A 14,111-nucleotide genomic window follows, 5' to 3' on the forward strand; every position below is an offset into this window, starting at 1 on the left:
TCAGGTTTACCTAACGGGCTTTTTTGTATGGATATAATAGCTTATTTATAAATAGACAAGTGCGCTGTTTTTATGCTCAGCATAAAAGTTTTACCTACACTTATTTTTACGCTTTTGTCTTGCAGTAAAGCTTTAATGGCTTCGTCGGCCTTAAGCGCCTCGTAGAGGTCGCGGGCTACTGCAGAGCCACTGATGTTATTGGTTACTTTACCGTTTTCCATCTGTATGTTAAACGTGTAACCAGATTTTCCACGGTCGCCGGCCGACTCAAAGTCTGTGATATTCAATTTAAAACTTTGATCTTCTGTTAAGCTCTTCTTAAGATGCAAACGGATTACCGGGATGTATTTTTTCCAGGTGGCTAAATATGTTCTTTGTTCCATGTATGGGCAGTAAAGGTATCATTAAATGATGATGAATTTACAAATAGGTCATATTCATTTTTAGATCATTTCAAAAATGACGAATATGTAAGACAGTAATCAAGGTTTATATCGTTGATAAGGTGTTTTACGCAATTGTTGCCGAAATGTTAGCTCTATAAATTTTGACAATAAATAAACCGAACCATCGGCCAATAAAACTGTTTATTAAAGCAAATCACTTAAACCATGGCATATATCGATTATTACCAGGTGCTTGGGCTTAAAAAAGACGCTACAGAAAAAGATATTAAAAGCGCCTATCGTAAACTAGCCCGTAAATACCATCCGGATGTTAACCCTAATGACAATGAAGCTAATAAAAAGTTTCAGGAAGTTAATGAAGCCAATGAAGTATTAAGCGACCCCGATAAACGTAAAAAATACGACCAGTATGGCGAAAACTGGCAGCATGCCGATGCTTATGAGGCGCACCAACAGCAGGCTGGCAACAGATCATATAGCGGCTACAGCGGCGGCGGCACCGATGGTGGCTTCAATTATGAAAGCTTTGGTGATGGTGGTGATTTTTCTGACTACTTCCAATCAATGTTTGGCAATATGGGGGGCAGCGGGCGAGGCCGCCAGGCTAAATATCGTGGACAGGATTATAGCTCGGAACTGCATTTAAACTTGCGCGATGTGCTTGAGTCACAAAAACAAACGCTTACCGTTAATGGCAAAAATATCAGAATAACTATACCGGCAGGTGTAGAGAATGGGCAGACTATAAAAATTACCGGTCACGGCGGTGCAGGCAGTAATGGTGGGCCAGCCGGAGACTTGCTGATCACTTTTGTAATTAAAGATGACGCCAGGTTTAAAAGAGATGGCAACAACCTGCATGCCAGTGTTGATATCGATTTGTACACCGCCGTATTGGGCGGCGAAGTAATAGCCGAAACATTAACCGGCAAGGTTAAAGTGCCTGTTAAAGCCGGTACACAAAATGGTGCCAAGGTTAAGTTAAAAGGCAAAGGAATGCCTGTATATAAAAAAGACGGTGAGTTTGGCGATCTGTATCTCAGTTATCAGGTGGCTATACCTACAGAGCTTACTGATAAACAAAAAGAGTTATTTAAGGAACTACAACAATCTATTTAACATCACCAAAATGGCAACAGAAAATTTAATAGAAGCAAGCGTGTTTTGCACCTATCATGAAATTGAATATTCTTTTATCAGTGAGCTCGAGGAGCATGGTTTAATACATTTAAGCCTTGTAAATGAGCAGCGGTTTATTGCGGGCGATCAATTGCAACAACTCGAAAAGATGGTACGTTTGCATCATGATCTTGATATTAATATAGCTGGTATAGAAGTGGTTGTAAATATGCTGCAACGTATGGAAGAATTACAAAGGCAAAACACTAATCTTAAAAACAAGCTAAGTTTGTACAGGCAGTATTAATTAATAATACCGTAAATGTTAAATATCCTTTATTTTATAAAACCTCACCAGTGTTTATTTCGTAGATGTATTAAAAAATACACCTCTTAACTAATTGATTAGTAGGTATATATTGCATTTGTTGTAATTCTATAAATTGGCGGATTTGTTATACGAGCAATTTTCCGGCAATCATTTTATTCATTCATTTTAAGGCAGGGCAAATACTTGCATTTTCAGCATATAAATTACAGTTTTATTGCCAATTTAAAATACTGACTTAAAAGGCATTATTTTTGAATAAAATTTAAAGGGTTCTTTTATGTTAAATTTTTATTAATTAAACTTGTGTTATTACCCCCTCACACACCTAATTTCTCAAAATGAAATACTGGCTATTGTTTGTATCAGCCATTTTATTTATCCCGAATTTGTCGTCGAGGCACTTGATGATTCTGCCTGAAAAGCCGTTAAAAAATGAACGTTTTGATGCAAAACTCACCAGTAAAATTCAAAATACTGATCAACTTGTAACCTATATAGATTCTGTTGCTGCTGTAAAGGGGATTCGGCAAAACACTAATTTATACGCGTATTTAATATTAGAAACGGTTGAAGATCGCTTTTTTCATAGTTATAGCCATTATAGCCTTAATGAAAACTGGATTGCCGCATTGGGTGGGCGATATGTTTGGTACGACGTTTCGGCAATTGTTGATGCCAATGATATTTTGAAATATCCAATGGCTGCCTGCAGCCAGCAAAGTATTGTACTAATGAATGTTTTTAAAGCTAAAAACATCCCATATCGTAAGGTAGGCTTTGATGGTCATTATGCCGTTGAAGCAGAAATTAATAAACAATGGATATTTTTTGATGCCAATCTCGAGCCTCAAACAAATCAGAACATGCAACGTTTTGATTACTTGGTGCAAGGCGATCACATGGCTGTCTATTATAAAAACGTACTTACCCCGGCTCAAATATCATCGCTGTTTAAACACATCGTAACTGGTGAAGTAAATGCAGACCCTGCTCCCCGGATTAGCTGGTTCCATATCATTACACGATTTTTATCTCATTGGTTGTGGGTATTGCCCATGTGTTTGTTTTTAATATCAATGGTAAAAAGCCACAAAAAAAGATTTTTAAAAGTTTTGGAAGGAAATTCATTTTCAAGCCCGGCTGAGATAAATTTAGAATACAACTTTCACCACATCGCTGAAACTCCTCGTCAATCTATTAAAAAAGAATAATAAGCCAGAATGGGTTATTTATTCTTTTCTGCTGCAAAAGGTAACTTTTTTAAGTTCACCTGGCTCATTACATCTTTTTGATATAGGCCAATGCAATAGTTGTTAAATCTGCTGTCGAAATTAATATTGCCAATAGTTAATTGTTTGGGATACGGGTTTCTGTTTAGAAAGAAATAAACTTTGGTGTTACCATATTTATTATAAGGCATAAAGTTCCCATAATCAATCATTTCTTTCCAAAGTGTATCAGATACGGTAACTGCATAAACCCGTATTACAGGGCCGGTATTTTGTTCATTCCGTGTAAAAGCAACTTCTTTAAAATTGCCTTTTAAATCTGCCGGGCCGGGTTGGGTAAAAACGTTCCATAATACCAATAACAGGGCAATTATTATTACTACCCATAAAATAGCCCTCTTGTTTTTCATTGGGTAAAGCTACAATGCTTAATTTAAAAATGATGCCATTGTAATATCAAAAGCAAGTAATTATTGTAAATAACATCATCATATTTTACGTTGGCTGATTAATAACAAAAAAATGAAATTATGATTTAAACCTATTGTGAAATAGTATTTTATATCATACATTCATGCTTGATAACCAAGCCTTTAAATCATGCCTACATTTATTAGAATTCTGTTTTTGCGCACTGCCATTTGGGTAGCTGCCGTTTTTTTAGTGCCGGTAAATGCATTTTCGCAAGCTGTAAACGTGCTGCCTAATACAGAAGCAGCCGATACTTCAAAGGCACACACTACTCCAATTATTAAAGATTATCCTTCATCTAATTTTTCGATAGATTCTATAAAGCTCGAAGGGGACACTTCAAAAAACGGCCAAATTAAACCCTTGCGGACAGATTTTACCAAGCGTATAGTTATATACGTATCCGGTTCGCACACCCCGTTTGAAAATCAGACGCAAGATGCCATCTATATTAACAATATCAGGATGCCTTATGCTGTAAATTATAATTGCCCCTGTGTAAACGCTAAAGACACGTCTATAAAATATTTTACCCTAACCTGCAACCTCTCTAAGCAAGATAGCGTTTGGAACAAATGGTATGGTTTTAACGACGATTACCTGGGTGTTAAAGTTGATATTGGCACCAGGCTAAAACAGTATACCTGCAGTACAGAAAATAATTTATTTATAAAAATGTACAGCCGAGCAGGTTTATTATGGGCCTGGGCAGCTGTAGCTATATTAATAATTGTATCGGTACTTCTGGCGTTTGTTTTTAAAACCAATCTTATCAAAGATAAATCATCGCAACCAACCCATAAGCCTTATAGCCTGTCTCGTTTTCAACTCCTGTGGTGGACTGTTATTATTATTAGCTGCTATATGCTGTTGTTTGCCATCCGTGATGATTTTGCGTTGCTGAGCCAGTCGACACTGATTCTATTGGGTATTAGTGTGGCCGGAACCAGTTTTGCTGCCGTGGTTGATTACAGCCAGAGTGATAAAGACCGCCATCAGGACCAGCCGGGTGTTAACTTTGTCCAGGATGTATTATCAGACGATGATGGTATTAGTGTACACCGCTACCAAAATCTTATATTCACTCTTATTTTCGGGGTTATATTTTTCTATAAAGTACTTGCCACGGGTAATATGCCTAATTTTGGGCCTTTGGAGCTTTCATTAATGGGGTTAAGTACCGCGGCATACGTTGGCCTTAAAACCGGCGAAAATAAAACGGCACCTCCGGCTGGCACTACCCCTCCGGCAACCGGCGATAGCTCGGCAACTACCAGCCCTACTGAGAATATTGTAGGTTAAACTTAAATACTAAACTGATGCAATACTTTGTAACAGCCTCGTTTTTAAATTTAAGAAGTGCGCCGATCATAAACGCCGGCAACATCATAACGGTGCTGAAAGACCAGGAAGTGGTTGAAGTAACAGATGGCTCTAACGATTCTTTTTATAAGGTGTCCTGCATTAACCGCAAGCCGGTTGTTGATGGGTATGCCGCAAAAAAGTATCTGGCGCCGGTGCCGGCAGCCCCTGTTACGCCCGATACCGGCTATTTAAAGCCGGTTAACCTGAAGGGTAACTATGCCTCGCGAAGAGATAACCATGCGGCATGGCAATACCCGCTTACCGAATCTAATATGCCCAGGGTTGACCCTGCTGCCGGTGATGCCGATAAAATAAGTACCATGCATAATATCATAGCTTATTTACAGGTTGATAAAAGCGCACGCTACCAAAGGGATACACATACCTATTGTAATATTTACGCCTACGACTATTGCTACCTGGCAGGTGTATTTTTACCCCGTGTATGGTGGCGTGGCAAAGCATTACTCGATTTAAAAGCCGGGCAAACTGTAAGCCCCCTATATGGTATTACAGTTGATGAGGTTAGTGCAAATGGCCTGTTTGCCTGGCTGGAAGACTGGGCCGATGACTATGGCTGGACCCGCACTTACGACCTGGACGAACTGCAAAACAAAGTAAATGAAGGCCGGGTAGGGGTAATATGCGCAGCAAATATTAACCCTGCAAAAAGCGGGCATATTTGCTGTGTGATACCAGAAAAAGCCGACCGGGCTGCAACCCGGTCAGCAGGTGTTGTGGTTTGCCCTTTACTATCACAAGCAGGCGCAAAAAACCTGCCTTATTATAACAATAACAAATGGTGGGTTAACCTGGCCGGGCAGTTTAAAGGTTATGGATATTGGTACTGTTAAGATGCTTAACACTCCCAATTGTACATTTTACTAAGAATAACCATTAGTTGTTTGACCTGGATTGCTGGGGAGTTTATATCCCGAGTGATTTTCGGTCGCACCATGATGTTTTCCTCCTTCAATAGCGTCCTTGCTAATTATTTCAATTAGTGGTGTAATCCATTCCTTTTTATTTGTGCTTTTATTTTCTTCTTTATTTTTCATTGATTTAAATTGTTGATTTATAGCTTAATGTGGTATTTTATATTGTATTTTATATTTTTAAATAAATAACAATAAGCTTTTACCAAAAAATCTTATTGTTATTTATTTAAATTGACATTTCGTTACGCGAAATTAGTTTGATGATGGAAAAACCCCATACAGCGATATAATATAGCTTATTGTTAAATAAGGCATCCTGTTTTCGTGCGGCTGCGAGCCTCCCGACGGCGTTAATTCGCCTGCCGCAAGCGTATGCACAGTAAAGCCAGGGGCGTTAGCTGGCATATAAAATGATACAGTTTGCGGATTGGTAGCAGTTGGATCTGTTGGTGCTGCAAAAAAATTATTTGCTGGACTGGTTGTAGTGCCGGCCTGGGTACTCACGTTAACGGCATGGCTGTGACCTGGCATGGTAGTGGTTGTAAGCGTAACAGTTTCTGCTCCGCCAGGCATACCTAAAGGATAATTTGTACCTGATCTTGCTCTTCCCTGGTTCACTATAATACGGCCCCTTAAATCGGGCAATCCAAAAGTTTGTACCCCATCACCACCATAAGTGGTACCCAATAAAGTGAATAATACTTCGTTACTTGCAATTGACATTAAACTGCCATCGCATATATGCCAGTTGGCCGGAGCAAAATTTCCTGCGAAGGCTCTTATTTCTCCTACATAAGGTGTCATATCTTATTTTTTTAATGGTTTAGGTTTCTGTTAATTTCTTGATGGGAAAACTCCACTTAAGGAAATGCAAATATTGAGTGTTAAAAAAGGCATCCTGTTCTCATGCGGTGCATTTCCGCCTGTTGGGGCAATAGAGTTTGGATGAAGTATAGTGCCCGGACCTATTTGATTAATATACCCATTTGAAGCAAAAGCAGTATGTGGGGTACTTATTGTTTGTATACCTATTTGTGCCGGATAGTTAACGCCTGCACCAATATTAGATGTTCCAAGCGCATTTACTGCTTCTAAAATATGGTTGTGCATTGGCAATTGACTATTAATAAGTGTTACATTTTCTGTACCGGCTGTTTCACCAAGTACAGTTGATGTGCCACGGCCGTTTCCATAACCTAAAGGTGCGGTTCCCTGTAGGTTAGGTAGTGCAAAAGTTGTAACTCCATTACCGCCATAGGTGGTGCCAAGTAAAGAGAACAGTGCCTGGTTTTGCGAGATACTTAAAATTTGTCCACTACATGAAAGCCAGTTTTTGGGTATTACTCCAAATCCGAAGGTTCGTATTTCGCCAAGATAATAATCCATTTTAGTTTGTTTTAATTATTGTAAATAGTTTATTTGATATGTTATATGGCAGCTTAATTACGGGTTGGAAATACACCCGAAATGCATATACAGTAACTAATAGCCAGATACGGTGCCATATTATTGTGTGCCAAATTGCCTCCCGAAATGCCAATTGTGGTTGGGTTTAAATTTGTTAAGCCGGTAGGAGGTGGCGTGCCAGGTATATAACTTTTACCGCTTAATCCGGTTGTGGCACCCGGGGTAGCTTTTGAAAAAGAGTTTGTTATATAGCTGGAATTTGTAGGTACGGTAACCGCAGATATCGCACTGGTTGCGGTGCCCCCATCTACGGTATGTGTATGCGCAGGCATTTCGGTAGAAAGTAAGGTAACATTGCTTACGCCGGCCATTTCACCAACGGTATACGTATCGCCACCAAGCAAGGTGCCCGAGCCGTTAAGCACCGAACTTTGTATGTTAGGTAAGGCAAAGGTTGTTGAGCCATTGCCACCATATTGTGTACCGAGAATACTAAATAACGGAGCGTATGATGCAATAGGTAGTATTTGTCCATTGCATGGCATCCATCCTCGCGGGGCAAAACCGAAGGCATAAGGTCTGATTTCTCCAACAAAAGCGTCCATAGATTTTTTGTTTTTTGTGATTTATTTTAGTAAGGTTAATTTTAGAATATCTAATTGGAAGATGTATAGGGCATTTAACCTATAGTTATAGAAAAGAAACTTATTCATGATATTTGAGGTATTGGTTACCACAAATAAGGTAAATATTTACATAAAAACAATAGGTGAAAACAACTTATTTTAATATGAATAAAATGTATAGATATAGTTTATGTTTATAACTAATTTATTGTTTTTCAAGAGTTAATAATTAAAGTAAATATTATATTATTTGTTAATGAGGTAATTAAAATAAGTACTGTATAAATAAAAAAGCGGCTAACCATTGGTTAGCCGCTTTTTGAGATGCTGGAAAAATATTTACTTATCTAAATGATATTTGGTTTTTCAAACGGATTAAATTCACATACCCATTTCTGCATGTATGGAAATGGTAGGGTATTCAATTGTGTTGCCATATTATAATCATAACACAAACCGTATATTTGCAGCATTGGTATACCCATTATGTTGCCGTTTTGGTAGCCCTCCACTATACCTTTTGCCCCTCCCTTATAGCCGTGTTCGTGAAACACAATATATGGGTCGATGCCGAGGTGTAAAGCAGCTGCGTACGACCACGCCAACGCCATCATTTCTACAGCAGCATTTGCATCATTATTTTCAATGGTATCGCTTAAGCTTTCGCGCACCTCGGGCGGTACGCAGGCCAGGTGGCCGGCTTCATGCAGCACATCGCCTGGGTAAAGTAGCTTTTCGGTATCAATAACTAAAGTACCGCTTCTTAGTTTCAGGCCAGGTAAAAAGGTGTCTTCGTTAATGGTTTCAAGGCTGTAATCGATGCCGATAGCCTCCAGAAAAGGTAGAAATGTGGTAAAAAGATAATCCATTGTATTTAGGTTTAAACTAAGTTAAGCACAAATAGAATTAGTTGAAAATGGTTTTTGTAAATCGTTAATATGAAATAACAGTTTGTTATTGTGATATATTGTTTTTAACTTGTTGTAAATGAGAATAATATTAGTATTATGGAAAACCAATTAACTCCAAAATCAAAGACCGGCGAAAGAAAATCATGGATAAACCCGGAAGTAGAAGTTATTGCTATCGAAACGGGCCTCTCAAATGTAAACACCGAAGCAAATGCTTTACCTGGTGATACAGCGCTTTATGTATCATAATTGTTGGAATTACTATTGTAGTATATAACGTTTGGCGCCGTTGTGTTTTTTCATCAACTGCGATGATACAGGTATGCTTTATAAATTTATAAAAAAGGGTTTTCAAATATTTATTGAAAACCCTTTTTTGTGCTCCGGCGATAAAATCGAATTAGACTTATATTATTTAGCAGCCCATTTTTGCTCCAGCATTTTAATATAGTAGCCGCCAACCACACTGCGTGCCTGGAAACCAACTTGCTTGCCATCGGTAGTTTCGTACCAATCGCTCATCGGTACACGCGTTGGGGTTTCTTCCATGTATTTATAAACCGGGGCAATCAGCGCTTTAAAATCAGCCTGGTTTTTGGCTAAGGTTGCAGTCCAGGTAATCCAGTCGCTTTTGGTATAGGTTTTACGGCTGTCTAACGGTAAGCCAAACTCTTTTTGCTTGGTCAGATAGAACTTAACCTCGCGGTCATAAACCGATTGCGGGAATAAGTTTAAGCCCAGGATCTTATCCCAAACAATATTATACTTCTGGCTCCAGGTTTCCGGCTTGTCAAACACCAACGAGTAGTGGTCGCCGGCATCAGCCATTTTCATCCATTTGCCTACCATTTCTTTGGCCATGGTGTGGTATTTGGTAGCAGTTGCTTTGTCGCCCAGCATATCAGCCAGGTGTGCGTAGCAGCCTATAGCCACAATAGCTTTGGCCGATAAATTGGCATTGCGTGCCAGGTGACCTGCAAAGTCATCGGTACAAAGTTGGTTGGCCGGGTCTAAGCCTTCTTTACTTAGGTATTCAACCCACTCGGTTAAAACTTTCCAGTGCTTTTTGGCATAAGTAGCGTTGCCTTCTGCCTTTGCAATGGCAGCGGTAACGATCAGCATGTTGCCCGACTCTTCAACCGGCATGCCTTCGCCATAAGTTTGTCCATTGGCAATGGGGTAAGTACCCAGATCGTGCGCAGCAAAATTATGATCAAATTTTCCGCTTTCGCTGAAGTAGAAAATACCATTTTGCATACCTTTCATCAACTGGGGGTTATAGATGAGGTATAGAGGGGCAGATGGATAAGTTATATCAACTGTATTGATTGAACCATTACTGAAGTTCTCTTTCGACAGAAATAAAATTTCACCCTGCGGGCTTTTTACCAATACATGTGCAGAAATACTTTGACGGTAAGCCAATACGCATAGCTTGGCATATTTATCGCCACCGGCTTTAACCGCATCATTATACAGGGAAATATTTAAGGCTTCGCATTTCTTTAAAACAGGAGCATAATCGGCTGTAGCTTTAGCCAGTAACTGATCCATGGTTTTAAGGTGTGCAGTTTGCCACCATGGTTTTAAATCGGTATGGAAATACTGTACAGGAGTAATATCGTCATAACCCAGTTCAACAAATTTGCTTACTGGCGTTGCACCAACCGAACCAAATGGAATTACGGTATTCAAAACTACATCGGTACCTTCGGTAGTAGTCGACTTAGTTTCGTTTTTAAAGAATGAATTTACACCAGCCTCGTTACTGCTGATGTATTGCGTGCTACCGGTTGTTTTAGGGGCAGCTACATATAAATAGCCCCAGTCGATGCGTACATCATCACCCTTCTTTTGCAGTATAGGTTGCTCAACAGTACCCACTTTTAAAACAGATAATGCACCGCTGGTATATTGTTTAGCGGTTACTGCCTGGTTAGGCTTATTACGCGCCAGATCGGCAGATGCGCTAAAATAAACCTGCACCTTATGCTGTTTACCATTGTTTGATTTTACGCTGTAAGTAATGTACGATACCGGGCGAGACAGCAAAGCCAGATCATTCATCAGCAGGGGAGAAGTGAATGTTAGTTGCAGATTAACCTCGCCGCATTTAAAGTTGTAAACGGTTTGGGTAGCTTTAATATCAACACTTGTTTGTTTAGCAACTTGTAGTTCTGCATGCTCAGTTGGTTTTAATTCATCGGCAAGTCCGGCATCAATCCAGGCGGCACCGCCTGTGTTGGTGCAATGCAGGGCCAGCACGTTTTCGCCAACTTTTAATTTGCTGATTATGTCGCTGTTCAACTCAAACATTTGCAGATCTCCGTTGGCGCCGCTGCTGGCGTTTATTTTTTCACCGTTTAAAAATACCTCTGCATCATCATCGTGGTGCAGTTTCAGGTATAGCTTATTGATATTGGTTTTGCTATAGGTAAACGTACGGCGAACCCAGATGTCGTGGCTTGTCCATAGCTCTTTCGACACTGCTTTATCATCTGTAAAAGGGGCTGTGCCTGTTTTCCAGTTGCTATCATCAAAGCTATTATCAGCCCAGTTTTTACCTGGATCTGTTTCGGTGTATTTGGCAGTATAGGGTTTCTCGTCAGCCCCAGGTAATATCGTTCTGTAGCTTACGGGCTCTTTGCCCATAAAGCGGTAAACCTGGCCATCAACCTTAATTAAGCCAAGCATAGATTGGTCTTTGCCAGTCCAGTGATGCGTGGTTGATGCATTCAGGTCATCAGTATTAGACCATACACTGAAATAAGTATTATGGGTAATTAAGGGATATGCAGGTGCTTTGGTTACCTGTGCGAAACCCGTATTCGCCACGGCCATCAATACAAAGGCCCCGAAACGTTTAATGGTTTTATACATGATTTTTATAGGTTTTATGATTTGGTAATTGTCTAAACTACATTTTTTGCAACAAAAACTACAATACCACTGTGCCATTGGTATTGTAGTTTTATACTGATTTTTTATTTATCGGTTGATAAAGAGTACGGCACATCTTCGGCTTTTGTTCCGCGTTGTTTATTTGGTGTTGCCGACATATCGAAATTAAGTACAGCACCTTGTTGTAACGCACTATGGCTTAACCAGGTGTTATCGTAAACCTTGCCGTTATAGTTAAGGCTGTTAAGGTATTTGTTGCTTGCGCTATTTTTTGGTGCGTTAATCACAATCTTCTTACCATTCTCAAGGCTAATAGTCATCTTGCTGAACAACGGTGCACCCAACACATACTGACCGCTGGCCGGACAAACGGGGTAAAAACCCATTGCCGAGAACACATACCAGGCCGATGTTTGACCGTTATCCTCATCGCCGCAATAACCGTCCGGTGTTGCTTTGTACAATTTGTTCATGGTTTCGCGTGCCCAGTATTGGGTTTTCCAGGGTTCGCCGGCGTAGTTATACAGGTATATCATGTGTTGTATCGGCTGGTTACCATGTGCATACTGACCCATGCCTGCAATCTGCATTTCGCGGATCTCGTGGATCACAAAATGGTAATAGCTGTCATCGAAAGTAGGGGGCAGGCTGAATACAGAATCCAGCTTGGTTACAAACTGTTTTTTGCCACCCATTAAATTAATTAAGCCCTGCACATCATGAAACACGCTCCAGGTATAGTGCCAGCTGTTGCCCTCCGTAAAAGCGTCGCCCCATTTAAATGGATTGAATGGCGACTGGAATGTACCATCCTCGTTTTTACCGCGCATTAACCCGGTTGAAGGATCAAAGAGGTTGCGGTAGTTCATGCTACGTTTTTTGTAAACATCAGTTTCACTTGCCGGGCGGTGTAAGGCCTTGCCTAATTGGTAAATAGCAAAATCGTCATAAGCATACTCTAAAGTACGGGCAGCATTTTCGTTGATCTTTACATTGTAAGGCACATAACCCAACTTATTATAATACTCCACACCACGACGGCCTGCTGCACGCGGGCCTTCGTTATTGGCATCGTGCAGTAATGCCTGGTACAAAGTACTAATATCATAACCACGCAGGCCTTTTAAATAAGCTTCGGCCACTACAGATGCCGAGTTATTGCCCACCATTACGTCCGAATAACCGGGGCTGCTCCACTCGGGCAACCAGCCGCCTTCTTTGTAATCGTTAATCAGGCCTTCCTGCATCTCTTTGTTGATGGATGGATAAACAAGGTTCAAGAAAGGATATAACGCCCTGAAGGTATCCCAGAACCCTGTACCGGCAAACATATAGCCCGGCTCGGTTTTGCCGTTGTAAGGGCTCCAGTGTACAATTTTGTTGTTCTTATCAATCTCGTAAAGCTTGTTCGGGAAAAACAGCATGCGGTACATGCAGGAGTAGAAGGTGCGGATCTGGTCAATATTTCCGCCCTCTACTGTAACCCTGCTTAATGTTTTGTTCCAGGTATCGCGGCCTTTTTGTTTGGTAACATCAAAGCTGTCCTGTCCCTGTTCGCGCTGTAAACTCAATTCGGCTTGTTCAAGGCTGATAAATGAGGATGATACCCGCATGCCAACCTTTTCGCCTTTGGTGGTTTTAAAACCAATGGCTGCAAGGGCATGGTCGGTAGTAACGCTGAGGGAATCACCGGCTAACACGGTATCCTTATAAACACGGGTAAGGTTGAATGGCTTATCTACATAAATAACAAAGTAGTTCCTGAAGTTTTTAAGCGGGCCCGATGCAAATTTGGTAGAGTAGCCCACAATCTTATTTTCCTTCGGGATGATCTTAATGTGCGAACCTTTATCAAACGCATCGATCACAATAAATGAGCTGTCGCTTTTAGGGAACGTAAACCTGAACTGTGCCGTACGTTCGGTAGTGGTAATCTCAGTGGTTACATCGTGATCCGCCAGGTAAACACTGTAATAGTAGGGTTTAACAATCTCGGTTTTATGCGAGAACCAGCTTTGGCGACCGTCCTGTGATACATTAAGATGGCCAGTCATCGGCATAATGGCAAACTGCCCGTAATCATTCATCCAGGGCGATGGCTGATGGGTTTGCTTAAAGCCACGAATTTTATCGGCATCGTAAGTATACTGCCAGCCACTACCCATTTTGCCGGTCTGTGGTGTCCAGAAATTCATGCCCCAGGGTAGGGCTATGGCCGGATAGGTATTACCGTTAGATAGGTCGGGCTTTGATTGCGTACCCATGAGCGGGTTGATGTAATCGACAGGCGACAAATTACCGGCCGGCTTTTGCGCAAATACAGATGTGCTTAAAGCTGCCAGTAAGGTTAAATTTATTAAGGTTTTTTTCACTAAGAAATTATTTATGTATTAAGGATCTGATCAA

The 14,111-nt window shown here is 40.6% G+C and carries 15 protein-coding genes; 6 read left to right on the forward strand and 9 right to left on the reverse strand.

The genetic code is table 11. The features are described 5' to 3' along the window. Positions 1–41: 41 nt before the first annotated feature. Positions 42–383, reverse strand: coding sequence for a hypothetical protein (locus PQO05_RS08945; protein ID WP_273632363.1), 342 nt, complete (start codon positions 381–383; stop codon positions 42–44). A gap of 228 nt (positions 384–611) precedes the next feature. On the opposite strand from PQO05_RS08945, the gene PQO05_RS08950 reads away from it, so the two are divergent. The 3 genes from PQO05_RS08950 (at position 612) to PQO05_RS08960 (ending at position 3,068) form a co-directional block, all read left to right on the forward strand. Next, entirely contained in the window at positions 612–1,526 is a 915-nt protein-coding gene (locus PQO05_RS08950; protein WP_273632364.1) for a J domain-containing protein, read from the forward strand. Positions 1,527–1,536: 10 nt separating this feature from the next. Then, on the forward strand, positions 1,537–1,833 hold the full coding sequence (locus PQO05_RS08955; protein WP_273632365.1) for a chaperone modulator CbpM: 297 nt from the start codon (positions 1,537–1,539) through the stop codon (positions 1,831–1,833). Between the two features lie 428 nt (positions 1,834–2,261). After that, positions 2,262–3,068, forward strand: coding sequence for a hypothetical protein (locus PQO05_RS08960; RefSeq protein ID WP_273632366.1), 807 nt, complete (start codon positions 2,262–2,264; stop codon positions 3,066–3,068). A gap of 14 nt (positions 3,069–3,082) precedes the next feature. On the opposite strand, the gene PQO05_RS08965 is transcribed toward PQO05_RS08960, so the two are convergent. Then, positions 3,083–3,496 carry a hypothetical protein gene (locus PQO05_RS08965; protein ID WP_273632367.1) on the reverse strand — a complete coding sequence of 138 codons (414 nt, stop codon included), beginning with the start codon at positions 3,494–3,496 and terminating at the stop codon, positions 3,083–3,085. 190 nt (positions 3,497–3,686) lie between these two features. Between PQO05_RS08965 and PQO05_RS08970 the strand changes: the two genes are divergently transcribed. Both PQO05_RS08970 and PQO05_RS08975 read left to right on the forward strand, forming a co-directional pair. After that, complete coding sequence (locus tag PQO05_RS08970) at positions 3,687–4,859, forward strand: hypothetical protein (protein WP_273632368.1); 1,173 nt, start codon at positions 3,687–3,689, stop codon at positions 4,857–4,859. Positions 4,860–4,876: 17 nt separating this feature from the next. Continuing rightward, positions 4,877–5,776 (forward strand): SH3 domain-containing protein, encoded by a 900-nt coding sequence (locus tag PQO05_RS08975; RefSeq protein ID WP_273632369.1) that lies wholly within the window; start codon positions 4,877–4,879, stop codon positions 5,774–5,776. A gap of 30 nt (positions 5,777–5,806) precedes the next feature. Here PQO05_RS08975 and PQO05_RS08980 read toward each other — a convergent pair whose 3' ends face one another. The 5 genes from PQO05_RS08980 to PQO05_RS09000 form a co-directional block, all read right to left on the reverse strand. Then, the gene (locus tag PQO05_RS08980; RefSeq protein ID WP_273632370.1) at positions 5,807–5,980 is read right to left on the reverse strand and encodes a hypothetical protein; all 174 of its coding nucleotides are present in this window, start codon (positions 5,978–5,980) and stop codon (positions 5,807–5,809) included. A gap of 132 nt (positions 5,981–6,112) precedes the next feature. Beyond that, positions 6,113–6,664, reverse strand: a complete 552-nt coding sequence (locus tag PQO05_RS08985) for a phage tail protein (RefSeq protein WP_273632371.1) — start codon at positions 6,662–6,664, stop codon at positions 6,113–6,115. A gap of 30 nt (positions 6,665–6,694) precedes the next feature. Continuing rightward, positions 6,695–7,246, reverse strand: coding sequence for a phage tail protein (locus PQO05_RS08990; protein ID WP_273632372.1), 552 nt, complete (start codon positions 7,244–7,246; stop codon positions 6,695–6,697). Between the two features lie 53 nt (positions 7,247–7,299). Beyond that, entirely contained in the window at positions 7,300–7,872 is a 573-nt protein-coding gene (locus PQO05_RS08995; RefSeq protein ID WP_273632373.1) for a phage tail protein, read from the reverse strand. A 368-nt stretch (positions 7,873–8,240) separates the two neighbouring features. Continuing rightward, the gene (locus PQO05_RS09000) at positions 8,241–8,762 is read right to left on the reverse strand and encodes a hypothetical protein (protein WP_273632374.1); all 522 of its coding nucleotides are present in this window, start codon (positions 8,760–8,762) and stop codon (positions 8,241–8,243) included. A gap of 138 nt (positions 8,763–8,900) precedes the next feature. On the opposite strand from PQO05_RS09000, the gene PQO05_RS09005 reads away from it, so the two are divergent. Then, positions 8,901–9,053 carry a hypothetical protein gene (locus PQO05_RS09005; protein WP_273632375.1) on the forward strand — a complete coding sequence of 51 codons (153 nt, stop codon included), beginning with the start codon at positions 8,901–8,903 and terminating at the stop codon, positions 9,051–9,053. A gap of 162 nt (positions 9,054–9,215) precedes the next feature. On the opposite strand, the gene PQO05_RS09010 is transcribed toward PQO05_RS09005, so the two are convergent. Further along, on the reverse strand, positions 9,216–11,684 hold the full coding sequence (locus PQO05_RS09010; protein WP_273632376.1) for a glutaminase family protein: 2,469 nt from the start codon (positions 11,682–11,684) through the stop codon (positions 9,216–9,218). 104 nt (positions 11,685–11,788) lie between these two features. Next, positions 11,789–14,077: a GH92 family glycosyl hydrolase gene (locus tag PQO05_RS09015; RefSeq protein WP_420490441.1), complete on the reverse strand. Its 2,289-nt coding sequence runs from the start codon at positions 14,075–14,077 to the stop codon at positions 11,789–11,791. Between the last annotated feature and the right edge of the window lie 34 nt (positions 14,078–14,111).

The organism is Mucilaginibacter jinjuensis, assembly GCF_028596025.1.
GTDB classification, from domain to species: Bacteria; Bacteroidota; Bacteroidia; order Sphingobacteriales; family Sphingobacteriaceae; genus Mucilaginibacter; species Mucilaginibacter jinjuensis.

Coding starts and splice junctions, on each gene's coding strand:
- PQO05_RS09005 (WP_273632375.1), top strand. CDS start 8,901: ATGGAAAACCAATTAACTCCAAAATCAAAGACCGGCGAAAGAAAATCA.
- PQO05_RS08990 (WP_273632372.1), bottom strand. CDS start 7,246: ATGGATTATTATCTTGGCGAAATACGAACCTTCGGATTTGGAGTAATA.
- PQO05_RS08960 (WP_273632366.1), top strand. CDS start 2,262: ATGATTCTGCCTGAAAAGCCGTTAAAAAATGAACGTTTTGATGCAAAA.
- PQO05_RS09010 (WP_273632376.1), bottom strand. CDS start 11,684: ATGTATAAAACCATTAAACGTTTCGGGGCCTTTGTATTGATGGCCGTG.
- PQO05_RS08985 (WP_273632371.1), bottom strand. CDS start 6,664: ATGACACCTTATGTAGGAGAAATAAGAGCCTTCGCAGGAAATTTTGCT.
- PQO05_RS08950 (WP_273632364.1), top strand. CDS start 612: ATGGCATATATCGATTATTACCAGGTGCTTGGGCTTAAAAAAGACGCT.
- PQO05_RS09000 (WP_273632374.1), bottom strand. CDS start 8,762: ATGGATTATCTTTTTACCACATTTCTACCTTTTCTGGAGGCTATCGGC.
- PQO05_RS08970 (WP_273632368.1), top strand. CDS start 3,687: ATGCCTACATTTATTAGAATTCTGTTTTTGCGCACTGCCATTTGGGTA.
- PQO05_RS08945 (WP_273632363.1), bottom strand. CDS start 383: ATGGAACAAAGAACATATTTAGCCACCTGGAAAAAATACATCCCGGTA.
- PQO05_RS08955 (WP_273632365.1), top strand. CDS start 1,537: ATGGCAACAGAAAATTTAATAGAAGCAAGCGTGTTTTGCACCTATCAT.
- PQO05_RS08980 (WP_273632370.1), bottom strand. CDS start 5,980: ATGAAAAATAAAGAAGAAAATAAAAGCACAAATAAAAAGGAATGGATT.
- PQO05_RS08995 (WP_273632373.1), bottom strand. CDS start 7,872: ATGGACGCTTTTGTTGGAGAAATCAGACCTTATGCCTTCGGTTTTGCC.
- PQO05_RS08965 (WP_273632367.1), bottom strand. CDS start 3,496: ATGAAAAACAAGAGGGCTATTTTATGGGTAGTAATAATAATTGCCCTG.
- PQO05_RS08975 (WP_273632369.1), top strand. CDS start 4,877: ATGCAATACTTTGTAACAGCCTCGTTTTTAAATTTAAGAAGTGCGCCG.